At 44.8% G+C, this 23841-nt stretch carries 16 protein-coding genes and 3 tRNA genes; 6 read left to right on the top strand and 13 right to left on the bottom strand.

From position 1 onward, the window contains the following. The first annotated feature begins 63 nt into the window (after positions 1 to 63). From QZY95_RS11525 to QZY95_RS11515, 3 genes are all read left to right on the top strand, one after another. Positions 64 to 138 (top strand) — tRNA-Gly (locus tag QZY95_RS11525). A 27-nt stretch (positions 139 to 165) separates the two neighbouring features. Continuing rightward, a tRNA-Cys gene (locus QZY95_RS11520) sits at positions 166 to 240 on the top strand. Between the two features lie 7 nt (positions 241 to 247). Next, positions 248 to 322 (top strand) — tRNA-Gly (locus QZY95_RS11515). 261 nt (positions 323 to 583) lie between these two features. Here the strand turns inward: QZY95_RS11515 and QZY95_RS11510 are convergent. Beyond that, positions 584 to 3196, bottom strand: a complete 2613-nt coding sequence (locus tag QZY95_RS11510) for a tetratricopeptide repeat protein (RefSeq protein ID WP_290923605.1) — start codon at positions 3194 to 3196, stop codon at positions 584 to 586. 33 nt (positions 3197 to 3229) lie between these two features. Here QZY95_RS11510 and QZY95_RS11505 point away from each other — a divergent pair, with 33 nt between their 5' ends. Beyond that, on the top strand, positions 3230 to 3592 hold the full coding sequence (locus QZY95_RS11505) for a molybdenum cofactor biosynthesis protein MoaE (RefSeq protein ID WP_160717779.1): 363 nt from the start codon (positions 3230 to 3232) through the stop codon (positions 3590 to 3592). A 169-nt stretch (positions 3593 to 3761) separates the two neighbouring features. Here QZY95_RS11505 and treS read toward each other — a convergent pair whose 3' ends face one another. The 3 genes from treS to QZY95_RS11490 form a co-directional block, all read right to left on the bottom strand. Next, positions 3762 to 7094 (bottom strand): maltose alpha-D-glucosyltransferase, encoded by a 3333-nt coding sequence (gene treS, locus QZY95_RS11500; RefSeq protein ID WP_290923601.1) that lies wholly within the window; start codon positions 7092 to 7094, stop codon positions 3762 to 3764. A 182-nt stretch (positions 7095 to 7276) separates the two neighbouring features. After that, a complete protein-coding gene (locus tag QZY95_RS11495) occupies positions 7277 to 8638 on the bottom strand; it encodes a sodium-dependent transporter (RefSeq protein WP_290923599.1) in 1362 nt (453 codons plus the stop codon). A gap of 573 nt (positions 8639 to 9211) precedes the next feature. Continuing rightward, on the bottom strand, positions 9212 to 10291 hold the full coding sequence (locus QZY95_RS11490; protein WP_290923611.1) for a tRNA(5-methylaminomethyl-2-thiouridylate) methyltransferase: 1080 nt from the start codon (positions 10289 to 10291) through the stop codon (positions 9212 to 9214). Positions 10292 to 10523: 232 nt separating this feature from the next. Between QZY95_RS11490 and recA the strand changes: the two genes are divergently transcribed. Next, complete coding sequence (recA, locus tag QZY95_RS11485) at positions 10524 to 11603, top strand: recombinase RecA (RefSeq protein WP_290923596.1); 1080 nt, start codon at positions 10524 to 10526, stop codon at positions 11601 to 11603. A 101-nt stretch (positions 11604 to 11704) separates the two neighbouring features. Then, positions 11705 to 14350: an alanine--tRNA ligase gene (alaS, locus tag QZY95_RS11480; RefSeq protein ID WP_290923594.1), complete on the top strand. Its 2646-nt coding sequence runs from the start codon at positions 11705 to 11707 to the stop codon at positions 14348 to 14350. Positions 14351 to 14472: 122 nt separating this feature from the next. Here alaS and QZY95_RS11475 read toward each other — a convergent pair whose 3' ends face one another. The 9 genes from QZY95_RS11475 to mnmE form a co-directional block, all read right to left on the bottom strand. After that, a complete protein-coding gene (locus QZY95_RS11475) occupies positions 14473 to 14940 on the bottom strand; it encodes a nuclear transport factor 2 family protein (protein WP_290923592.1) in 468 nt (155 codons plus the stop codon). Positions 14941 to 15113: 173 nt separating this feature from the next. Then, entirely contained in the window at positions 15114 to 16316 is a 1203-nt protein-coding gene (locus tag QZY95_RS11470; RefSeq protein WP_290923590.1) for a dicarboxylate/amino acid:cation symporter, read from the bottom strand. Positions 16317 to 16986: 670 nt separating this feature from the next. Beyond that, positions 16987 to 17661: a phosphate signaling complex protein PhoU gene (phoU, locus tag QZY95_RS11465; protein ID WP_290923589.1), complete on the bottom strand. Its 675-nt coding sequence runs from the start codon at positions 17659 to 17661 to the stop codon at positions 16987 to 16989. 44 nt (positions 17662 to 17705) lie between these two features. Beyond that, positions 17706 to 18455, bottom strand: a complete 750-nt coding sequence (pstB, locus tag QZY95_RS11460) for a phosphate ABC transporter ATP-binding protein PstB (protein WP_290923585.1) — start codon at positions 18453 to 18455, stop codon at positions 17706 to 17708. A 55-nt stretch (positions 18456 to 18510) separates the two neighbouring features. Next, positions 18511 to 19197: a response regulator transcription factor gene (locus QZY95_RS11455; protein ID WP_290923583.1), complete on the bottom strand. Its 687-nt coding sequence runs from the start codon at positions 19195 to 19197 to the stop codon at positions 18511 to 18513. A 197-nt stretch (positions 19198 to 19394) separates the two neighbouring features. Beyond that, entirely contained in the window at positions 19395 to 20009 is a 615-nt protein-coding gene (locus QZY95_RS11450; RefSeq protein ID WP_290923609.1) for a 3'-5' exonuclease, read from the bottom strand. 77 nt (positions 20010 to 20086) lie between these two features. Further along, positions 20087 to 21466, bottom strand: a complete 1380-nt coding sequence (locus QZY95_RS11445) for a 4Fe-4S binding protein (RefSeq protein WP_290923581.1) — start codon at positions 21464 to 21466, stop codon at positions 20087 to 20089. A gap of 3 nt (positions 21467 to 21469) precedes the next feature. Beyond that, positions 21470 to 22135 (bottom strand): 4Fe-4S binding protein, encoded by a 666-nt coding sequence (locus QZY95_RS11440; RefSeq protein ID WP_290923579.1) that lies wholly within the window; start codon positions 22133 to 22135, stop codon positions 21470 to 21472. Positions 22136 to 22394: 259 nt separating this feature from the next. Continuing rightward, a complete protein-coding gene (gene mnmE, locus QZY95_RS11435; protein ID WP_290923577.1) occupies positions 22395 to 23771 on the bottom strand; it encodes a tRNA uridine-5-carboxymethylaminomethyl(34) synthesis GTPase MnmE in 1377 nt (458 codons plus the stop codon). Positions 23772 to 23841: the final 70 nt, after the last annotated feature.

Here is a 23841-nt window from a genome sequence, read left to right as displayed (position 1 = left end):
AAGGCAGAGGTCTGCAAAATCTCCATTCTCCGGTTCAAATCCGGATGTCGCCTCCACTCAAGAGCGGGAATAACTCAGTGGTAGAGTACAACCTTGCCAAGGTTGGAGTCGCGAGTTCAAATCTCGTTTCCCGCTCCACTAAAAAATTTAGAATTTTCCTTTTGAGGCGACATGGCCAAGCGGTAAGGCAGAGGTCTGCAAAATCTCCATTCTCCGGTTCAAATCCGGATGTCGCCTCCATTCAAAAGCGGGAATAACTCAGTGGTAGAGTACAACCTTGCCAAGGTTGGAGTCGCGAGTTCAAATCTCGTTTCCCGCTCCAAATGCTTTTAAAGCCAGTTCATTGAACTGGCTTTTTTTGCGTCTACTCACTTTTTCTCTCTTCTCTCTATTCAAGAACTGTTCTTTCCAGCCACTACACGGACACATCGCAAGTTAGTAACTCATCAAGCTCACTCTCCTTCTACCTTTAGATAACGAGACTTCATCGTCCTCAGTCATTCCTCCGTCACCTATATATAATGATAAAAAAATCCCCCGCACATTGTACGGGGGATATATGCCCTAAAAAAACTGCTTGGAATCAAGCTAGCCCTCGAGCCTTATTAAAGTACTTTTCACGAACTTTATCGAAGACAATGACAGTTCGGAAACACGAGACGATAATCGCAAAAATTGAAAATCCTAGAATCAACTGCTTTTGGATGTCCCACTTTTCCTTAAACAAAAGTCCGGTAGCCCACTCCATTCCCGATTGCTCTCCATAGAACATCGAAAGCGGTAAGGCTACAACAACAATACACATAAAGGCGACTTCAACCCAAAAGAATGTGCGTGCCATTATCAACATAAACAATGTAGAATCACGAACAACTTTTAAAAATTTCAATCGCTTTTCAAGCTTCTCAAGACGTTTTGCTTCAGTTTCAGCTACGGCCTGTGCTTTTTTAAAGATGTCAGCAACCTGAAAATGTGTTTTTAATGCCCATTTAATATTTGCCGCACATACATTGTAGTTTTTATTAAACTCAACAAGAGCACGCGGGAATGGGAACCAAGCTGCTTCCTCACGGATATAATGCAAGCGTTCACGTTGGTCCTGAAATTTCTTCTTCAGCTCCGAAGCCTCTTTCGTGATATATCTATCCAGATCTTTTGTCAGATTTTTGCAGCCATGCAAAATCAACATAAACGAAACATAGTTCTTTATATCTGTGGCGGCGGTCATCTGCTCTATTCGCTTCATGCTTTTGACAAAAAATGGATCACTTTCATCGAACCACTCATGAACTTCTTTTTTGAGTCCTTCGAGAGCCTCGACAGCTTTTTCAACCTGACTTTCAGCCTCTATCCATGGTGCATATAGTGCAGAAAGAACCTGAATATGTCCTCGCTCCATTTCTGGATCGATTAATACACGGTTAAAGTAATGCGGAGTTTTTTCAACAAGAGCAATCAACGATGACATTGCCTGTTCAGCAAAACCAATTTTGACCTGACAAACAGACTTGCGATATTGAGCGTCCTGCAGCGTCGGGCACATGCGCAACACACGGCTATATAAATCAGAAGCCTGTTGATACTGTGCAGTGTACTCCAGCAAACGTGCCTGTAAAAACACGCAGTACGCTTGCTTCATCATAGGGCCGGAAAGAATTTCCGCTTCTTTCCACATCATCATGGCTTTGTGATAATCACCACGCTCCATAGCTACAAAACCTGCCAGCATTCGCGGGCGGGCATCACGCGGTGCCCGAATTGCCAAGTTTGCCAACTCTCTGTCTGCCACCTGCAAATCACCTGAAAGAACGTACGACAGCGCGCTCCATACAGGGTTGTCATCGCGAGGAACAACTTCATCTAAACCTTTTGCAAAATCTTTCCCGCGGCAAACCCACAAATGTTGCATCATTCGGAGTTGAGAAATTTGGTTTACTCCGTATACAGCGTTAAGCAAAACACCATCATGCCCTTTGGACGTTTGAATCAGCTTCAACGCTTCTACATCATCTTTACCAAGTTTGGACTCAATCTCTTCGAACCCGTTATTAAATTCTTCAAAATTTAACTTAGAAAGCTCATGCCAAACTTTTGGGGCTAACTTAGAAAGTGATCGAGTTGGGCATTCATGCGAAGCATGTGAACGCATCCCACAATAAAAGCAATGATCATGGTTGCCTGCGACAAGGTGCTTTGAAACTTGAACAGGCAAAATACCGCTTTCTTCTGAGTGATCAACAGTCAACGTGACTTTACACCAGTCATCCACGCTGCTGGCATCTAACGAAAAGTTAACATCATGCACTTCAAATGAACGGCCAAGTAAGTAACCGGATCGAAAACTCATATGAGGGAAATCCGGAACAAGCTGGTTCCAATCCAACGCCATCTTTTTAGGAAGATCCGGCGTAAAGTTTAAACCGCGTTTGTTGGTCACAGCAACAACCGCAGGCCAGTAAACTTCCCGCTTCGTGCTTTTCAGCTTATCTACCAGCAAAAGATGTTCGCGCGTCCACTGCCTGAGCATCTGCAGGTTTTCGAGTTGAAAAACTAAGTAACTATCCTGAACAAGAAATTTAATCTTAAGCTTTTCAAATAAGGTTTTAACCTCTGAAGCATAGCTACGCCAACTTTCGAGAAAATTTTTCTCCATGGAATTACCCAATGGCTTAATTACGCCATACCAGCCTAACGAAGACTGATACGGAAGCCGCGGGTCAACCATAAGAGATGTCCATTCAACAGGAGCTAAACCAGAACGAGAGCCTTCCGGCTTAAACGTAAGCCCCGGAAGCCCCCTTCCTTCATTCCGACACTTTGGATGGACAAGGATTTGGCAGCTGTCCGGAACAATAACGGATTGCGCCATAAGTGCAGGTTCTACAGAAAATGAAATTTCCCGTTTCGGACTGAAAAGCAATTTTGCAGGAAGCAATTGTGCATATAACTGAAGAGAATTAAACTTTGCCCACACGCTCAATCTGGCAGCAGCCAGAAACGCGTCTGAGCTAAAGAAAAACCACAGGGCTTGATCTCTATCAACACCTACCTGTAACCCACCGTAGTCCTGCAAGGTCTGCACTACTGCCGGATTAAGTTCACCGTTCCAACTAACCCACATGCCGTAGCCGGTAGCCACCATGCGCGATTCCTGAAACATAGGAAGTTTGTTGAGCAAGTTTGATAAATGAGGCATATCTACCTTTCACCATTACTTTTGGGAGGACTTATGGACATTACCAGAACTCTGGCTGAACTGAAAAAAGACCCGGGTTTTGCCGAAAATGTCGGCATGACACTTATTCATAACGGAACAGTACGCGGCTGGTCTCGCAAAGACCGACGAGAAGTTAAAGCAATCCGTGTCCGTCATGACTACGATAAAATTGAAAGTATCCGTAAAGAACTTGAACAAAATGAAGGTATTTACCGCATCATTACCGAGGCATATGAAGGCGACTTCACTCCCGGTGACGATGTAATGTACCTCATTGTTGCAGGCGATATCCGAGAAAACGTAAAAGCCACTCTTGCGGAGCTGCTCGACAGAATTAAATCTGAAGCAGTAACAAAAGAAGAAATTTTTGCCTAAGTAACAATCGGCAATTTTCCGCTTTCCACTAGGTTCCGGCAAAGATCATTCAAGAAAATGACACTTTTTTCCGGATACACCTTACTATAGGAAAATTTGCAAAATTTATTCCAATAAAAAAGAGCCTGCATAATACATATGCAGGCTCTTTTTTATTATGTGGGTAACATCAGGTTCTTTTGCAAGCTTTTGCGGATTGAGGACAATGAATATTCAGAATACTTTTTAAAATTATCGTAAGCTCTTCAGGTTCCATGTTTTCAAACTGCCGAAGATCAACAAACTTGCGCTGCACACAAAAAACATCCAGCATGCATCGAAACGCATCAGCATCTTTGGGTAACAGTTTGCTTCCCTGTACTGTTTCTGCATAGCTACGCAGCAAGACTCCACCTGCGTTTCGCCGCCAGACTTCTGCCCAAAGTTCTAAATTATCCTTATCTTCAGGACGAATAAACGAAGCACGCTCAAGGACATGCAATGCGGTGTACTGTAATGAATCAAGTACATCCACCACATCACGCAAACTACTGTCCTTCAACCTGCGAGCAGTAAACGATTTATGCTTCTGCCCTTCAAAATTAACAAACAAGAAATCCTTACCTGTGTAAAAAATCCTTCGAAGGTATAAATTTCCATGCAACCGTATTTTTTGACAACTGTATTTATGGTCAAGGAACTCTTTTGCATCTCCCAACAGTTTTTGCTTGCTGGCTACGACATCATCAACATAAGGAATTACGCTGCTGTCCAACTCACCACGCTTTCTATGCAGCCTGTCTATTGTTCGTTTCACAACACTTTGCACACTTTGATACACAGAACGGGCATATAGCTTTGAGTACGCCTCCGGTGCAAAATCTTTGCTGGTACCGCTTCTTCCCAAAGCAAGATGCATTTCTCCCAGTCGCTTTCCAAGAAGCGTAAATACCGTAACATCAGGCTCTGTCAGCACTTCCGCATTATTTATGGCAGGCCGCTCAAAGGCAATTTCAAAAACATCACCATCCAATTCTTCAGGAGCTTTTTCAATCCTTGTATCGATAGCAAGGCGGCCTTCATAAAACCTCGTTACACTATCGACCACCATCTGCTGCACATCAGATTCACCATGCGTATACTGACTATATGCTCCTATATAGTGCTCATTTCCCTGACTTCCTTTATACTTCACAGCACCAAAAAAACGGGGAACGTTTGGAAAGCCGCATCGGACTGATAGATGCTCCAACATTTCAGCATCAGGATTTATTCCGTCACTCAGCCTCCGATACATTCTAAAAAACAAATCATCACCGCAAACCACAGCACTTGATTCCGGATACTCTTTCCACCAGCCAAAACATTCTTTAAAAACAGGAAGCCTGCGCCTGTCTTGCAGAACAGAGAAAATACCGTTTCTACCTGAAACAGTTTTTACCTGCTTGTACAAATTGATGAAAGAAGCACAGCTCCACCCTTCTATAAAACCTTCTACAAGCGCTGCGGGTTCACCTCCGCCTTCAATGGTACATATCAACTCCGGTGTCCGTGCTGTTACCACATCTGTAGCATCCTTTCCTTCTACCCTGCTCACAAACAACGTATATAACTCTGGGGGCTGCTGCATAAAGCGTACTTCTACAATAAGAAGCCAGCACTGCTGGGTTTCATTACCAAAAGGAAGTGCTTCACGAATGGAAATTTCTCGCAATATGGCTGTGGGTGACAACAACTTATTCCTGCGAATAAAATATGCCGGCAAAATACTTTCAAGACCGAGCCTGAACTCTGCATCAAACATGTTAACCGTGGTTGATGCCGTCACAACAGGGACACCTTCCGAGCGTGCAACCTCTTCTGCAACGTTACGATGCAGTCTGAACATAAAATACCCATGTGGGTTCAAAGTAAGGTCATACATCGCAGTACGAATCATGGGAAACTTGGTATGCGACATAAGTTCAATAGGTTCACATCCTTCAAAGCCAGCCAAATCCAATGAAGCTGCTTGCGGAAAGCGAGATAGATTACAGACAATCAAAACATTTTCATCCTGATAGGAGCGGATAAAGGCAAGAACTCTGTGGTTGTCCGGCATGAGAAAGGTTACATCACCGCGGGCAAAAGCTGGATGCTTTTTACGCATTGCAATCATCCCTTTCATCCACCAGAAAAGTGATGATTTATTACTTTGCGCTGTTTCAACATTCACAGCTTCATAATGATATTCAGGATCTATAATAACCGGAAGATATAGGCTTTGAGGATTTGAGCGTGAAAATCCTGCATTTCTATCCGCACTCCACTGCATAGGAGTGCGAACACCATCCCGATCACCAAGATAATAGTTGTCGCCCATGCAAATTTCATCACCGTAATAAAGAACGGGAGTCCCGGGCATGGAAAAAAGCAATACATTCATCAACTCTATCTTGCGCCGATCGTTACCCAGCAACGGAGCCAGTCTGCGCCGGATACCCAAATTAATTCGACTCTTCGGATCACGGGCATACATCCTGTACATGTAATCCCGCTCTTCATCCGTCACCATCTCTAGAGTCAGCTCGTCATGATTTCGTAAAAAAATAGCCCACTGCGCGCTCTCAGGGATATCCGGTGTCTGCTCCAAAATATCCACAATGGGAAATCGATCTTCCATTTCAAGAGCCATAAACATTCGCGGCATCAACGGGAAATGAAATGACATATGGCAGGCATCGCCATCGCCGAAATATTCAGCAGCATCCTCAGGCCACTGATTTGCCTCTGCAAGCAGCATCCGTCCCTCATATTTCAGGTCAAGACGCGCCCGAAGCTTTTTTAGAAAAGAAAATGTCTTTGGAAGATTTTCGCAGTTTGTACCTTCTTCTTCGTACAAGTACGGAACAGCATCTAACCGAACGCCATCAACCCCCATTTTAAACCAAAAATCAAAGACCTTGAATACAGCTTTATGTACCTGAGGATTTTCATAGTTCAAGTCCGGTTGATGATGATAAAACCTATGCCAGTAATAGGCATTGGCAACAGGGTCCCAACTCCAGTTTGATGGCTCGAAATCTTTAAAAATTATCCGCGCATCCTGATATTTTTCCGGAGTGTCACTCCATACATAAAAATTCCGATGTGATGAGCCAGCCGGAGCCTGACGAGCACGCTTGAACCATTCATGCTGATCTGAAGTGTGATTCAGAACAAGTTCAATAATCACACGTAAACCACGCTTGTGCGCTTCACGAATAAGCCTACGTATATCCTGAATGGTTCCGTAATCAGGATTCACATTCATGTAATCCTGTATATCGTAGCCGTCATCTCTTAAAGGCGATGGGAAGAAAGGTAAAAGCCAGATTGCGGTAATCCCGAGATCCTGTAAGTAATCAAGCTTTTCAATAACGCCTACGATGTCCCCTTTCCCGCTTCCTGTGGAATCGTTAAACGACTTAATATGCAATTCATATATGATTGCATCCTTATACCATGTAGGGTTATTGGCATCATCTGCTGGCTTTTTCGACATACTACGTCCCGCTGTTTAATGGTCGAGAATCTGTCCACCTTACCAAGGACTCACGCAGGATGAAATGCAGTTATAGAAAAACTCCCAGCCCACAAAAAAGGCTGCCCTGAATCAGGGCAGCCTTCTATCGTCATAAGGGCTGAGGTACGATGCATACACACCGCACACTAGGTACGCTTTATCTAAAATGCGCCAAGACCTTTAAGCAGTACGATAAACACAAGAATCGGAGTAATGTACTTCACAAGGAAGAACCAGACTTTCAAGATACTTTCGTTTTTCAGCACACCGCCATTGGTGAGGCATTCTTTAGAACGTTCCCATCCCCATACCCAGCCTACGAACAGACATATAAAGGCACCGCCGGAAGGGAGCAGGATGTTTGAACTCAAGAAGTCGTACATATCAAAGAAGTTTTTACCGAAAATTGTCACATCAGAAAGTACACTGAAAGACAACGTTGCCGGCACACCGCACAGCCCGATACCCAGAGCAACAATAATGGTTGCGACTTTACGGGAACAGGACGGGATAGTTTCAATAAGAAATGCTACCGGTACTTCGAACAAAGAACACATAGCACCAATGGTTGCTACTGATGTGAGTACGAAGAACAGAGTCATAAAAATCTGACCCGCTGGAAGCGCACTAAATACAGCCGGCATAGTCATAAAGAGCAAGCCCGGTCCAGCTGTCGGCTCAAGGCCGTAGTTAAATACAGCAGGGAAAATAGCAATACCTGCAAGCATAGATACAGTAAGGTCAGCAAGCATAACACGCATGGTAGTTTTAGGGATGTCTGCTTCATCAAGGAAGTAACTACCATAGGTCATCATTGTACCCATACCAAGTGAAAGCTTAAAGAAAGCAAGTCCCATAGCATTAAGTACAACAGCTACTGTTACCTTAGAAAAGTCAGGAGCAAACAGGAACGCAAGACCCTCACCAGCTTTAGGAAGCATAAGGGAGCGAACACAAATTGCGCACAGCATAAGGAACAAAACAGGCATCAAAATTTTTGTTGTTTTTTCAATACCTTTAGAAACACCTGCAATCAGGATAAGTGCTACAAGCGCAAGCACAAACCACTGCCATGCAAGAGAGCCCATAGGGTCGGACACCATTGAACCGAATGCAGCTTCGCCAACAGATTTATCCAGACCGTTCAACTGACCGGATGCAGCTTTTACAACAAAGGCAAAAACCCAGCCTGCAACGTCTGTGTAGAACGCCATAATGCAGAAAGCAGCAAGAACACCACCACAACCTACAAGGAACCACGGGGAACCCGGAGCAATTTTATGCCATGTTCCGATTGCGTTCTGGCGAGCCTTACGACCAAGCATAATTTCGCCAATCATTACAGGAAGACCAACTACAAGAGTGGCCAGCAAATATACGATCAGGAAAGCAGCACCGCCGCCTTCACCTGTCATGTACGGGAATTTCCAAATGTTACCAAGGCCAACTGCCGAGCCCAACGTCGCAGTAAGTACACCAAGAGCAGTGGCGAACCCATCGCGATTGTTCACAGGAGACGTCATTTTCCACCTCAACGAGTTTTACAGTTTTGTTATTTGTCGCCCCCGTTGTAGTTCGCAACGGCGATGCATTCAAGTCTTTTTGGTCACATTAGCCATTCCAATTTGTCATACCCTACCGTATTAGTCAGTAAATCGAGAAATAGGCTCTGTATTTTCAACAAATCACCATCAAAATTTGTTGTAATTTTACAGTATAAAAAGCACTTACTCTACAAAAAATATGTAACACAACTCTTGTATATACAAAATAGTCGCTGAAAACAGAAATTTTTCCCTTTATTTTTCTTCTTTGAACAAAAATGACAAATGTAAGTAACGAATAGTGCAGTTTTATATATTTTGAAAATCGGCATAAAAAAGGAGAGCTCTTTCACAGCTGTGAAAGAGCTCTCTAACAATACCCCGGATTGACCGTTACCAATGAGACCTTGCAAAATCCTTTTTTTAAAAGGATATGGCAGCCGCCGTCAGGAGCAACTCAATCCCCTTTGGTGACAACGGCAAGGTGCCTGCATGTGATAGTATTGATTCTGCCTACGTATCAAAGGCTCACGAATCATCCAGGAAATTCTATTATTTCGCGCGGGAACGTGCCTCTTCGCGAATTTCTTGTTTTGCATCAGGCCAAAGCCATTCAGCCCAGCCCATTGGTGTTTCTCGCATTGGAGTAACAGTAAGGATACGTTCTTCTTCGTTGTCCTTACTTATAGTTACTACACTCACTTGAACTGGAACGCCAGCTTTTTTTGCTTTTGGAGAGTAAGAAGCTGCCCATGCTGCCGCATCAGCTATAACTTCTTCAGACCAAGGAGCACCTTCAAACTGACGGCCGATGGAAATCGGACCAGGGAAATCTACAACCTTAAAAACAAGATCAGAGTCTTTTTTAATTTTAAGGAGTGACTCGTTATCCATCTGGTTGCGACCTACTGCCATCCAGTGTTTGCCGGACCAGTACTGACGGCCGACGTTAGCCAACTTGAAGTCTGCAACAGAAGGCTTTGGAGAATATTTAAACACAGGCCAGTAACGACGACCGTTTTCACGTTCAGTCAGCTTACAGCCCCCTCCAGGTGAAGGGATTTCTGTAAAGCCATAGTGTTCAGCCAATCGCAACTGCTCTTTACGTCCACGACCAAAGAGCCCTAACAATTTATCACGCTGAACAAGACCGGACTCTTCCATCGGAGTCGGGTCGAGGCACAGTGCACATAAAGGGCGAAGCAGTACGGACTGCACGTCTGCATCACGCTTAATAACATTAAGTGTATCTCTGCGCTGCGACATAGGACGCTGGCCGATCACCTCGCCAGAGATAATAAACTTGGCACCGTATTGCTCCATAAGCTCATGAGCTTTTCTCAGCATCAGAATCTTACAGTCCACACACGGATTCAAAGTTTTTCCAAACCCGTGTACAGGGCGCTCCACCATCATACGTACATATTCTTCAGACACATCAACTGCGTCGATTTCCATGCCGTACAATTTTTCCCAGCGGCGCACCATGTGCGGTTTACCAAAAAACGGGGTTACAAAATGCAACCCTTTAACCTTAAGCCCCTGATCCTGTATTACTTTAACAGCGAGCAGGGAATCCAGTCCGCCGGACAAAAGAGCCACGGCATCATATTGCTTCGTTACCTTTTCCATGCGCGTCAAATAAGGCTCATTGCACATAAAAGCAAGACTAGTTTTACCGCCCTTGCCCTATTCTCCTGATTTCATGAATAAAGATTTTCTGATAGATTTTTTTTTGATACTCTTGATTTGCACAATGTACATATTCTGCGTTGTACTTTTTTGGAGATTGCCCCTGACCGAACGATTTGCTATTCACGATGAGCGCTCCCAAAACAACACTTTCCGCACGGAGATTAAAAAAATGGCTACTAAATCCGCAATGAGTCCGGATGACATGCGTCGTGAGGCTCTTAAAACAGCAATGAGTACCATTCAGCGTAAATACGGACAGGGTTCCGTTATGAAGCTGAATGACGACGCACACGTTGCTATCCCTGTAATTCCTACAGGCTCCATTACGCTTGACCTTGCTTTAGGCATCGGCGGTATTCCTAAAGGTCGTGTTACAGAAATTTACGGTCCGGAATCTTCCGGTAAAACCACACTTGCACTGCATGCTATCGCTCAGTGCCAGAAACAAGGCGGTACAGCTGCATTTATCGATGCAGAACACGCTCTTGACCCCACATATGCACGACGCCTCGGTGTAGATACTGAAGCCTTACTCATTTCTCAGCCGGATTACGGTGAACAGGCTCTCGATATTGCGGACATGCTTGTACGCTCCGGTGCTGTTGATATTATCGTTATCGACTCCGTAGCTGCCCTTATCCCGCAGTCAGAACTCGAAGGTAACATGGGTGAAACACAGGTCGGCAGTCAGGCTCGCCTCATGTCTCACGCCCTGCGGAAGCTGACAGGCACAATCCATAAATCTAATGTAAGTGTTATCTTTATTAACCAGATCCGTATGAAGATCGGCACCATGGGCTACGGTAATCCTGAAACCACTACTGGTGGTAACGCACTTAAATTCTACTCTTCTATCCGTATTGATGTGCGTCGTATCCAGTCTCTTAAAGATAAAGATGAAGTGTTCGGTAACCGCACCCGTGCAAAAATCGTAAAAAACAAAGTTGCACCGCCATTCCGTGAAGCTTTATTCGATATTTTGTACGGAACAGGCATATCCCGCACTGGCGAATTGCTTGATCTTGGTGTAGAACACGGCATAGTAGATAAAAGTGGTGCCTGGTACGCGTACGGCTCTGAACGATTAGGTCAGGGTAAAGAAAACGTTCGAGCGTTCTTGAACGAAAATGACGCGATCAGAGATCAGATTGAAAAGAAATTACTCACACATCTGGGCGTAATTGAGGAAGGCGCGGAAGAAGCAAAGCCGGAAGAGGCTGCTGAACCGAAAAAAACTTCCAAAAAATAGCACCGCTTCTCATATGAGAATAAAGTACGCCGCCCTGACATTTCAGGGCGGCGTTTCTTTTAACAATAAGCCGTTAATGTTTTTCCAAGGGAGACAACGCTGTGATTACCGCAAACGAAATTCGAGAGAAGTTTCTCAAATTCTTCGAGGATAAAGGACACGAAGTGGTGTCTTCCTCAGCTCTCATTCCTGCCGACGACCCTACTCTGCTCTTCACCAACGCAGGCATGGTACAGTTTAAAAAAACCTTCCTCGGTCAGGAAAAACGAGCGTACGTTCGCGCCACTACTTCTCAGAAGTGTCTGCGCGTAGGCGGCAAACACAACGACCTTGAAAACGTTGGTCGCACCGCACGCCACCACACTTTTTTTGAAATGCTCGGCAACTTCAGCTTTGGCGACTACTTTAAAAAAGACGCCATCCGCTACGCATGGGAATTTATCACAGAAGAATTGAAGCTTCCTAAAGAGAAACTCTACATCACTATTTACAGTGATGATGACGAAGCAAAAGAAATCTGGATGAAAGAAGCAGGCGTACCTGAGGACAGAATCTTCCGCCTTGGCGAAAAAGATAACTTCTGGTCCATGGGTGACACCGGCCCTTGCGGTCCGTGTACAGAAATCCATATTGATCAGGGTGAACACATGACCTGTGGTCCTGATTGCGGAATCGGCAAATGTGACTGTGACCGTTTCCTCGAAATCTGGAACCTCGTATTCATGCAGTTCAATCAGGATGAGCAGGGTATCCGTACTCCTCTTCCAAAGCCGAACATTGATACAGGCATGGGTCTTGAGCGTATCGCAGCTGTTTGTCAGGGCGTATACTCCAACTACGACACAGACCTGTTCCTCGAGTTCATCAACTTTATTGCAGACCTTGCGAACGTTACTTACAAAAAAGACGGCGACGACGTTGATACTGCTCTTCGCGTTATTGCCGACCACAGCCGAGCTATCGCGTTTATGATCAGCGACGGCATCCTTCCTTCCAACGAAGGACGCGGCTACGTTTTACGTCGCCTCATCCGTCGTGCATACCGCTTTGGCCGCCTGATGGGGCTTTCCGGCTGCTACATCCACAAATCTGTTGCTAAAGTCGTTGAAGTAATGGGCGCTCAGTACCCTGAACTTTGCGAAAACGCAGACTTCATGGATCGTGTAGTTATCATGGAAGAAGAAGGCTTCAACAAGACTCTTGATAAAGGTCTTGCTCTTCTCGAAGACGAACTGCTCGCTGTTGAAAACACACCGAAAAAAGAACTCAAAGGCGAAACCGTATTTAAATTGTACGACACATACGGCTTCCCTATCGACATTATCAACGACATTGCTGAAAAACGTGGCATTGCTGTTGACGAAGAAGGCTTTAATGCATTTATGGCACAGCAGAAGCAGCGTGCTAAAGCTGCATGGAAAGGCGCAGCAGGTGACACACTTGCAGCCCGCTTCCAGTCTCTTCTTGAAGAAGGTCTTCGCAGCGAATTCGTAGGGTACAGCAACCTTGGTACAGAAAGCCGCGTCGCAGTTCTTATGAACGAAGATGCAGAAACTGTTGAATCCCTTTCTAAAGGCGAAAAAGGCTATCTCGTAAGCAGCAAAACACCATTTTACGGTGAGTCCGGCGGTCAGTCCGGTGACCACGGTACGATTACCGCAGACTCCGGTAACGCTGCCGTTATCGATACCCTGAAGCCAAATGCAGAACTTACAGTTCATTACATTGAGGTAGCAGAAGGCACTATTCGCAACGAACAGGCAGTAACCATGCAGGTAAGCGAAGAGCTTCGTCTTGCTTCTGCCCGTAACCACACATGTACCCACCTGCTGCACGCAGCACTCCGCCGCGTTCTCGGTGATCATGTAAAGCAATCCGGTTCTCTGGTTACACCAGACCGTCTGCGTTTCGACTTTACACACATCTCTGCACTTACTCCTGAAGAAATCAAAGCGATTGAACTGGATGTAAACACAGCCATCATGGCAAACATTCCGCTTGATGTTGCTGAAATGCAGTACGAAAAAGCTGTTGAAAAAGGCGCTATGGCTCTCTTCGGTGAGAAATATGAAGATGAAGTACGTGTTGTTGCCATCGGTGACAACTCAGTTGAACTCTGTGGCGGAACACACCTTTCTGCAACCGGTCAAGCCGGCTCTTTCTTCATCCTTTCTGATAGCGGTGTAGCTGCCGGTATCCGCCGTATTGAAGCTGCTACCGGCTTCAACGCACTTAACCTTTCCCTTGGCAACCGTGAAGAACTGCAAGAAATTGCAGGTATGGTTAAAGGGAAATCCGGTGATGTTGCAAACCGTGTAAAAGGTTTGCAGCAGGAAAACCGTGCTCTGCGTAAAGACATGGAAAAACTTGCAGCAAAAGCAGCGTCCAGTCAGGGCGGTGACCTCATGTCTAACGTAACAGATGTGAATGGTGTGAAAGTGCTTGCTGCACGAGTTGACGTTCCTAACGTAAAAGCACTCCGTGACATCATGGATGATATTCGCTCCAAACTTGGTTCCGGTATCGCTTGCCTTGCAAGTGCAGACAGCGAAGGCAAAGTAACCTTGCTTGTAGCGGTAACAAAAGATCTTAACGACAACTTCAAAGCAGGCCAACTTATTAGCCAGATTGCTGCAGAAGTAGGCGGTAAAGGCGGTGGTCGTCCTGATATGGCTCAGGCTGGCGGTAACAACGCTGACGGCATCAACGCTGCTTTCGACAAGCTTAAAGCTCTCGTTAAAGGTTAATCCTTACTCTTCCAAAAACTCAGCCCTGTGCATACTCTGCACAGGGCTTTTTCTTTATCATGAAAAAAGGGCTTGAGATATTTCAAGCCCTTTCTTCATATGTGCTGTGCCAGTCGGCTAACCTACAATACATTCGCTCCGCCATTCTGATGATCAATAGAGAACAGCCAGCTGCCGTCTTCCTGCCTCTCAAGCACTTCGATACCGCTGCTTACTACCTCTTGCCGATCTCCATCCGGCGTGACGTAAACAGAGCGGTATTTCGACCTGAAAAGCACCGTATTCTCACCTTCAACTTGATACACGGTCTCAATATGCAACGTTTCAACCATATCAACCATTATGGAAAACACACGGCGCAAACTACTTTGGCCACTCACTTCCAATTTTCCATCACGCAAGACCATGACGGCGTCATCCGTGTACATTGCGCAAAGCTGGTCAATATTCTTCTCAGTAATAGCTTTCATAAACAACGCATGAGCCATATCCGGATCTGTGATCTTTTCAAGAGGAAGCGTAGCCTGCTCTGCATAGGCACCTGCGGGTAGAAACATACACATCATGAGGATACCGATTAGACTTTTCATACACTCTCCATACTCAATTATTACGCATAACTACTATGAGTTCTTCTTTGATACTACACACTGTTATGTTCTATGCTTACGTGCAATTATTTCGTGCGTGTTATCACGAGGCGCAATAAAAAAGGCTCGCAACCACCGTTGCGAGCCTTTTGGGATGCTGAGTATAGACTGGCTTAAGAAGCGTTGTACACTTCTTCATCAAGCTCGTTTTCTGTACGAGAAACGAGAACAGCAGTCATTGCGTCACCGGAGATGTTTACAGTGGTACGAGCCATATCGAGGATACGGTCAATACCGGCGATGAGCGCAATACCTTCCATTGGAAGACCAACAGAAGAAAGAATAAGGGAAAGCATAACAAGACCAGCACCTGGAACACCGGCAGTACCGATAGAAGCAAGTGTACCTGTGAGCATAATGGTTACGATGTTACCCATGGTAAGGTCGATGTTGTATGCCTGTGCAATAAAGAGCGCACATACACCCTGATAAATCGCAGTGCCATCCATATTGATGGTAGCACCAAGTGGAAGAACAAAGCTGGAAATAGAAGGAGAAACACCAAGGTTTTTCTCAGTACAACGAATTGTTGCTGGAAGAGTACCCGCACTGGAGCTGGTAGAGAACGCAACCATCTGCGCATCAACCATACCGCGGAAAAACTTCACAGGGCTCAAACGACCGATAACAGTCACATAACCACCGTATGTAAGAAGAATGTGTACAAGCGCACCAACGTACATCGCACAAATAATTTTTGCGAGCGGAAGCAACGCTTCAAGACCGTACTGAGCAACAACTTTAGCAATAAGAGCAGCAATACCGTATGGTGCACATGCCATAACAATGGATGTCATGGTGTACATAACCTCAGCAAGAGACTCGAAGAAAGTTTTTACAGGAGCGCCTTTTTCACCAGCATAGTTGATGGAAAGACCAATGAAAATTGCAAAAACAATAATCTGAAGAATATTGCCTTTAACCATCGCATCAATCGGGTTTTTAGGGATAAGACCGGTGATGGTATTAGCAAGGGAAGGAGCTTCTTTCGTTACCTGTTCACCTGCAGCTGCGAGGTTCATACCTGCACCAGGCTGAAGCAATTCACCAATGATCAGGCCGATAGAAATCGCAATCAATGTTGTGGTGAGGTAAATGCTGATGGTTTTAAAACTGATGCGACCAAGTTTCTTCACATCATCCATGCTGGTCATACCAGTTACGAGGGATGCAAAAACCAATGGAACGATCAGCATTTTAATTGCATTAATAAACAGAGTCCCCACAGGGGCAATATATGGCACCACGAACGGGGCAAATCCGCCAATGACCACACCCACGATCATACCGATGAGGATTTTAGTCCACAACTTCATTAACAGCTCTCCTTTGCTTGCCGATGCAGAACATCTAGCAAAAATTAGAAAAAAACAGCAGCAGTGCCGGATTTACAACAACAACTGGCAACACAGATTGTATCCTCCTCTCGATAATACAATCCGCACGTTGCAGACCGGCTTTGACACACCTTCATGCTTTCGCACGTTACGGGGTGCTTTTTGAAAACATCATTAAACGTTTTCAAAAATCTCCATATATACTGCTATCCAAGCAACAAAAAAGGCAGACCTATGACTGCCGTTTGTAACTTGAAGTAGACAAAAAATTATAGTGCTAACGCTAAAAGCTTAGGGTGAATATCGTACCTTTGCTTTTTCGTCAAACAAAGCTAACATACTCTTTTTACATGAAATTACCACACTTTATCCATCTTCATTTTTAGTTTGAATTTCATAGTAAATTTTATTTTTTAACATTTGTGTAATATTTTTCAATCATCGTTATCGCAAAAAAATACATTATTATTAGATTATTACAAAAAAAGCCTCTGCGTATTTTTGTTACGCAAAGGCTTTTTCAAAAAACCATCTTTTTTTACCATTAATGTCAAATCAGCCGTTTTTTACATATAACGACTTAATTGTACATTTTTTGTAGAAAATTACTATTTTTCTGCAATAAGCAACACGTTGTTTACGCGTTTTCTTACAATAAATTTTTCTGACTGCAAATTTTGTGTTTAATGCTCTCACCTTCAATAATGAAAACGACAGCTTCACCAATATTTGTCGCCAAATCCCCTACTCGCTCAAGGCTACGGGAGGTCAAGATTGCTGCAACAGCACGTTTTACGGCAGGGGACTCATACCCCATGTAATTAACAAGCTCTTTAATAACTTCTACATCAAGGTCATCACACTCTTCATCCATCCGGCAAACTTCGCGGGCAAGTAATGAATCGCCTTGGCGTAAAGCAACAATCGAAGTCTTCAGCATATCCAAAGCAACAGAGCAAAGCTCATGCATATTTTCTTCAAAAGGTAATGCCGGACGAGACGCCAAATATTTTGCCTGACGAGCTATATTTACAGCCTGATCACCTATGCGCTCAAGATTAACTGCCACACGCATCATTCCCACAATAGAGCGTAGATCAACCGCAACCGGTGCATCCAAGGCAAGAAGGCGCAATGACATATCATCAACTTCACATTCGATCTCATCAATCAGTCTATCTTCCCTGATTACACGCTCTGCCAACTCCACATCGCGCTGTAACAACGCTACGGTGGCATACTCTACTGCATTCTGAGCACGAGCTGCCATTTCAAGTAATTTTGCGCGCAAAGCATCAAGCTTTACGTGAAACTGCGTCTCCATATCTCTTCTCCAAAAACGTATGTTGCTAATGCTTGACGTATTAATTAACCGAAGCGTCCGGTAATGTAGTCTTCCGTCTGCTTCTGTGAAGGGCGTGTAAACAGTACCTCTGTTTCACCATGCTCAATAAGCTTGCCCATGTAAAAAAAGGCTGTGTTGTCGGAAACACGTGCTGCTTGCTGCATACTGTGTGTAACTATAATGATAGTGTATTGCTTTTTAAGCTCAAAAATAAGCTCTTCTATCTTCTGTGTAGCAATGGGATCGAGAGCCGATGCCGGTTCATCCATAAGCAAGACTTCCGGTTCCACAGCTAAAGCACGGGCAATACAAAGACGCTGCTGCTGCCCGCCAGATAGACCTAATGCTGACGTTTCAAGGCGATCCTTAACTTCATCCCACAGCGCAGCATTTTTAAGACTTTCTTCCACTTTTGCAGCAATGTATGAGGCATCCTTCACGCCGTTAACGCGTAAGCCGTATGCAACATTTTCAAAGATAGTTTTAGGAAAAGGATTCGGTTTTTGAAAAACCATCCCGACACGACGGCGAAGTTCAACAACATCAAGTTTCGGGGTATATATATCTGTACCGTCCAGAACAATTTCTCCATCCACCCGCGCCACAGGGATGAGATCGTTCATTCGGTTTAAACAACGCAAAAAGGTTGATTTACCACATCCGGAAGGTCCGATGAGGGCAGTTACCTGATTTTGTGCAAACTCAAGGTTAATATCTTCCAATGCCTGAAAATCTCCATAAAAGAAATTCAGTCCCTTGGCATACATTTTCATATTGATCTACTCCACCATTGCTACAACCACCCTGCCAAACTTCAAGAGACAGGTGTTATTCTTTAAATCTATATCCGACACCACGCATGGTTTCGATATATTTTGCGTAATCACCAATCTTCTGGCGTAATCTACGCACATGTGTGTCTACTGTCCGCGCGTACCCTTCAAACTCGTACCCCCATACGGTGTTCAGGAGCTGGTCACGAGTACGAACACGACCTTTATTTTTCAATAATTCTGCGAGCAGTTTAAATTCTGTTGCTGTGAGTAAAACCTCTTCATCGTCGATAAGCACCTTGTAGGCATCCATATCAACGACAAGTCCGTCCATTTTAAGACTGGTTCCTTTTGAAACAGGCTCAACCGGAGTATTCCGCTTAAGAACCGCACGCACTCGTAAAACAAGTTCACGAGGACTGAATGGTTTCACAACATAGTCGTCAGCACCGAGCTCTAGCCCGACAACGCGGTCTACTTCTTCACCACGGGCAGTGAGCATAATCACCGGAATAGACTCGGTCTCTGCATTGCGCTTAAGCATTTTACAGATATCCAGCCCACTCATGGATGGCAGCATGATATCCAGAATCACAACATCCGGAACTTCTGCTATAGCTGCATCCAGCCCTTCCTGCCCATCAGAACGGGTAATTACATCAAACCCTGCAGCCTCAAACGTAAATGTCAACAGCTGCCTGATGTCTTCATCATCTTCTACAAGTAAAATCGTATTAGCCATCTGTTTCCTCCGACTCGCATGACGGTTACATCAGTTTTTCATTACAACCTAATGGAGACATGGTTACATCAATATGACAAAAGGTATTATTTATGAACAATGGTGCGCGATCATACCTTTTTTGTTTCAAAAAAACAAAAAAGGTCGAAATCAAACGATTTCGACCTTTTTTGCATTGCTGAAAAGCAGTGCAGGAATCAAAGGGAGATTTCGGCCATAAGACCGGTTTCTTCCATTCTAATGTGAATAAGACGGCTGACCCACGCATCTGTAGCCGCGTAGACTATCTGCTGGTGTGTCAGTTCCTTGTTCGCCCAGTTTGAGCATTGCGCTCCCTTGGAAATCCTGAAATCCAAAAGATTGGCAGCTAAATTGCGTAATCCATGGGTTTCAAGTCCAATATGACGGGCGATTTCTCCTAAGTCTACCACACCCTTATCTCTGAATGGCGACAGTTTTTGTAAGTCTTTAATATCGTCTCGGACTGCTACTCCTGTTTTAAGAATAGACTCGTCGGCAAGCAACGAAATTAGAGGTTCACAAAACGGTACCCAGTTCAGCTGGATGAGAAAGACAACATCCGAGCACGCTAATTGAACCAAAGAAGGAAGATTGATCTTACCTTTTCTAAACGTAGGTCTTGTTTCAGTATCAAAACCGAGCAAGTCCTCTTTTCGCATACGATCTACAGCGTATTCTAATTCGCCTTCTGTGCGAATGAGACAAATATCGCCATCATATCGTCGCAATGGTAATGCGTTTATCTCTTCCTTGGTAATTTTGCGCTTATATTGTTCTGGATCATACATCATAGTCATAATTCGTGGTCTATAAGAATACATAACCACCGTACTTCCGTAAAGTCCTTTGCTGCAGGAGTATACAGCAGCTACATTCGTGCAACTCCCAGAAAAATTGCATGCAATGACGTTACAAGCACGACAAAACTATGAGTAATCCTTGGTGATGAAAATCCTAAAAAGCGAACTTCGGCTGCTCCATGTTTACACACCGCAGTACAATCACGACAAAGTGAGCAGGAAAAAGCAGGAGAACCGGCTTCAAGTCTTTCTTCAGTAATTGCATTGTAGCGGCATACAGCAACACAGGCATTACACTTTGTGCACGCTTTAGAAAACTTCAACCGCCAAGGACTTAGTTTTCCGACCAGATTTGACATAACACCAAGCGGGCAAAAGGCACTGCAATGCACCATCATTTTCATCTTACGGCTCAATAAAACCATAACGGCAACACCTGCCAGCCCAAACAAAGCAGCGAGAAGAACAGCTATTTCGGTTGCAACCCCCACTTCCCGTAATCCAACAGCAGCAACAAAAACGACAGCCGCTATTGCAATGCGAACCTTAGGCGCCCAAGACGGTAATCTTCCGGTTTTTCCTTTGTTCAATCTACTCAGCCTGTCATCCCATGCTCCAATGTAACACAGGTGGCTGCACCAGGCTGAACCTACAAGCAAGACAGAAACAGAAAAAAGGATGAGCATAAAAAAGCCGCTTCCGCGAAAAAGAGGACCGGCAACGATAAGCGCGGGCACGGGCAAATGCAACGAGCCTGTCATGAGAAAGGAAGTAAAACCAAGCAGCCCGAGAGCCAATTGCCCGAAAAACACAAAAGAGAAAAAAGCCCAAGCATAGGAACGGGCTTTTCGTTGCGTTTTTCTATTCAACAACAAGCCGCACAACCAAGCCGCATAGACAGCGATTGCAAAGATTTCGACAGAGCCACTGCCAGAGAAAAAACGATCAGCCAAAAGGAGCGTCATCCCTTTGGGCATAACACGGCATAGCCACAGCCCAGCACAGGTCAAACAAAATACAACCGCTTGACTCAACGCAGTCTCACTTCGCTTATAAAAACGAGAAGCAGATCGTTCTAAACTGAGAATCCATGCACCAAGCAAACTGAATGCCGAAACACCGCTCATAATAACAGCCAGACGCACCCATGGCTGCCCCACAGCCATGCGAATTTGTACAAATTCAATTCCTGTCTTTACCCATAGGAACGCCCCTAAAAACAGCGTCAGAGCACAAACGATCCGCGCCCAGCCCTGACGGGTAAAGCACAACAGCGCCATGGCAACCAATGCAACAGAAAGCCCCGTATCACCGAATCGCAAAAAATGCGCCGCCAGAATACATAATCCCAGTACTGGCACGATAAGCCACCATCCCTTCAGTGGAGGTACAGGTGAAACAGAGGAAACCTCAGCTACACGCTCATCCATTTTTTGCAACTCAGTCATATCTTATCCTTTGCAGGAAACAGTTTTAGCGAATTCGAGCCGTTCCAACAGCGTTTCGTACCGTTCTTCCACAAGTGTACCGAAACGCAGTTTTGGGCGGTATTGCTCCATGTAGTAAAAAAGACACTCAGCTACGATAGCGAGAACCTGCTCTTCACAAAAAATGCCTTTCAGTTCTGATGCAAGACGAGGGTGACGGCCAAGCTTTCCTCCAAGCACCACTCTGTAACCATCCTTAGCTGCACGAATTGCCCGCTCAGGACATTTCTCCATGCACATGCCGCATTTCATACACTGATCAAGATCAAAAACAGGTTCGCCCTTATCATATGTAATAGCTTTATCAGGACAAATACGCCCACACAAACCACAGTGAGAACAGGTATCTGAAATCAATTCTGGCTGCCTGGCACGAATGATTCCAATATCTGCAATATGCGGCCGTGAGCATCCGTTAGGGCATGCAGCAACAGAAATTTTGAATGTATGATGGTGCAACAAAGGACCGCGAATCTGCGTACGCAAAAAGCCATCCCAACCTGTTTGCTCAACAACCTTCTTAATAGCCTCAGGAAAAGAACTGTCAGAGTTCATTGCAAAACGACAGTTACCACCGGAAATGCCACGACAGGCAGTAATTTCGACAGAATCAACAGCTGGTTTGGACATGTAACCTCCACACGTAAAAACTGCCTCAACATGATACAACCCACCATACAGCAGCACATTGTTATATCGAATAGGTTCCCTCTTCTGCCAAAAGGCAAAAGCCGAAAACTAATGTATCTAGTTGAAGCAGTTACCGTAATAATAAAAAAACGGCACAAGATTGCTGTGACATACATCACACACTTGTGCCGTAACTAGGTATTTTCAAGTGCCAATTAAGAAAGTATCCTGATAAGGAGGGACTCTCAAGCACTTCCTCTTATTTACCGATACAGAAACTTTCGAAAATTTTATTTAGAATTTCATTTGGTGTTGTTTCGCCTGTAATTTCTGAAAGTATAGAGCAAGCTGTCTCAAGGCGTACACCAAGCAAGTCATACGGAACATGCATTTCGAGATCTTCAAGCAGCCCCTCCAGTTCAGTTACAGCCTGTTCAAGCGCATGGCTCTGTCTTAAGTTCGGAACAAGATCACCAGCCTCAGGTTCTTTTGCATCACCATGACGTGTCAGGATATTCGTGCGAATAGCATTTGCTAAAACATCAAGACCATCACCATGTTTTGCTGAAATCTGAATGACATCACATCCAGCGGTATCAAGATCCTTGGCATCACCTGCTAAATCTACCTTATTCCATACCAGAAGAATCTTTTCTGCGCCGACAGAGGTGATTAACTCGCGTTCATGCTGCCCCAGCCCACGGGTTCCGTCGACGACGAGCAATACGAGGTCTGCTTGAGAAGAAAGGTCACGGCTCAAACGTACACCTTCCTGCTCAACAATATCTCCGGTTTCACGCAATCCGGCAGTATCTACAAGGCGAATAGGTAAGCCATCAAAGGTCAAATGCTCTTCAAGGAAGTCACGGGTCGTACCCGGAACATCTGTAACGATGGCGCGTTTACGTCCAAGTAAGCCGTTCATCAAACTCGATTTACCGGCATTAACCTGACCGGCAAGAACCACAAGCGCACCGTCTCTCCAACAGCGAGCACTATCAAAGTTACCAAGTAACGTTTTAATAGCCTTCATAACGGATGAAATATCATCTGTGAATTCCTGAGGATCAAGACATTCAAGATCCTCTTCAGGGAAGTCAACAGCAACGCATAACTTCATACGCACAAGCTCAAGGCGGGTACGCAATTCACCGATACGTTTGCCGAGCAGACCATCAAGTTTGGCCTGAGCCAGACGAACACCTTCACGGGCTGGAGCTGCTATCATTTCCGCAATGGCTTCAACCTGCGTTAAATCCATACGTCCGTTTAAAAATGCACGTTTAGAAAATTCACCACAATCTGCCGGACGAGCACCCAAGGCGAAAATAGCCTCAAGCACACTCGTTAAAATAGCCGGTCCGCCATGACAATGAATCTCTGCGCATTCTTCGCCGGTAAATGTTTTTGTACCCGGCATATGCACAACCAGTACGTCATCCAGATCTTCACCATTCACATCTAAAATATGCCCGTGATGAAGAACCCACGGACGAAAATCTGTAAAACTTTTACTGGAAGAGCGGAACAGTTTGCGAAGAATAGTACCGGAATTATCGCCGCTTATACGGATAATACCAATACCACCCTGCCCCATTGCGGTGGCAATAGCTGCAATTGTATCGTTCTGTGTCATGACAGTGTCCTAAAAATTTTTCATAGAGAGTAACACAAAAAAGAGGAGCCGAGGGCTCCTCTTTTTTACT

The sequence above is a fragment of the Halodesulfovibrio sp. genome (genome assembly GCF_015482765.1).
Lineage (GTDB): Bacteria > Desulfobacterota > Desulfovibrionia > Desulfovibrionales > Desulfovibrionaceae > Halodesulfovibrio.
Note: the sequence above shows the minus strand (reverse complement) of the source record. Positions and strands in the feature narration are given on the sequence as shown.

Bases quoted from the DNA above. Each gene is read 5' to 3' on its own strand.
- QZY95_RS11510 (WP_290923605.1), bottom strand. From the start codon at position 3,196: ATGCCTCATTTATCAAACTTGCTCAACAAACTTCCTATGTTTCAGGAA.
- QZY95_RS11505 (WP_160717779.1), top strand. From the start codon at position 3,230: ATGGACATTACCAGAACTCTGGCTGAACTGAAAAAAGACCCGGGTTTT.
- treS (WP_290923601.1), bottom strand. From the start codon at position 7,094: ATGTCGAAAAAGCCAGCAGATGATGCCAATAACCCTACATGGTATAAG.
- QZY95_RS11495 (WP_290923599.1), bottom strand. From the start codon at position 8,638: ATGACGTCTCCTGTGAACAATCGCGATGGGTTCGCCACTGCTCTTGGT.
- QZY95_RS11490 (WP_290923611.1), bottom strand. From the start codon at position 10,291: ATGGAAAAGGTAACGAAGCAATATGATGCCGTGGCTCTTTTGTCCGGC.
- recA (WP_290923596.1), top strand. From the start codon at position 10,524: ATGGCTACTAAATCCGCAATGAGTCCGGATGACATGCGTCGTGAGGCT.
- QZY95_RS11475 (WP_290923592.1), bottom strand. From the start codon at position 14,940: ATGAAAAGTCTAATCGGTATCCTCATGATGTGTATGTTTCTACCCGCA.
- QZY95_RS11470 (WP_290923590.1), bottom strand. From the start codon at position 16,316: ATGAAGTTGTGGACTAAAATCCTCATCGGTATGATCGTGGGTGTGGTC.
- phoU (WP_290923589.1), bottom strand. From the start codon at position 17,661: ATGGAGACGCAGTTTCACGTAAAGCTTGATGCTTTGCGCGCAAAATTA.
- pstB (WP_290923585.1), bottom strand. From the start codon at position 18,455: ATGAAAATGTATGCCAAGGGACTGAATTTCTTTTATGGAGATTTTCAG.
- QZY95_RS11455 (WP_290923583.1), bottom strand. From the start codon at position 19,197: ATGGCTAATACGATTTTACTTGTAGAAGATGATGAAGACATCAGGCAG.
- QZY95_RS11450 (WP_290923609.1), bottom strand. From the start codon at position 20,009: ATGATGTATGATCCAGAACAATATAAGCGCAAAATTACCAAGGAAGAG.
- QZY95_RS11445 (WP_290923581.1), bottom strand. From the start codon at position 21,466: ATGACTGAGTTGCAAAAAATGGATGAGCGTGTAGCTGAGGTTTCCTCT.
- QZY95_RS11440 (WP_290923579.1), bottom strand. From the start codon at position 22,135: ATGTCCAAACCAGCTGTTGATTCTGTCGAAATTACTGCCTGTCGTGGC.
- mnmE (WP_290923577.1), bottom strand. From the start codon at position 23,771: ATGACACAGAACGATACAATTGCAGCTATTGCCACCGCAATGGGGCAG.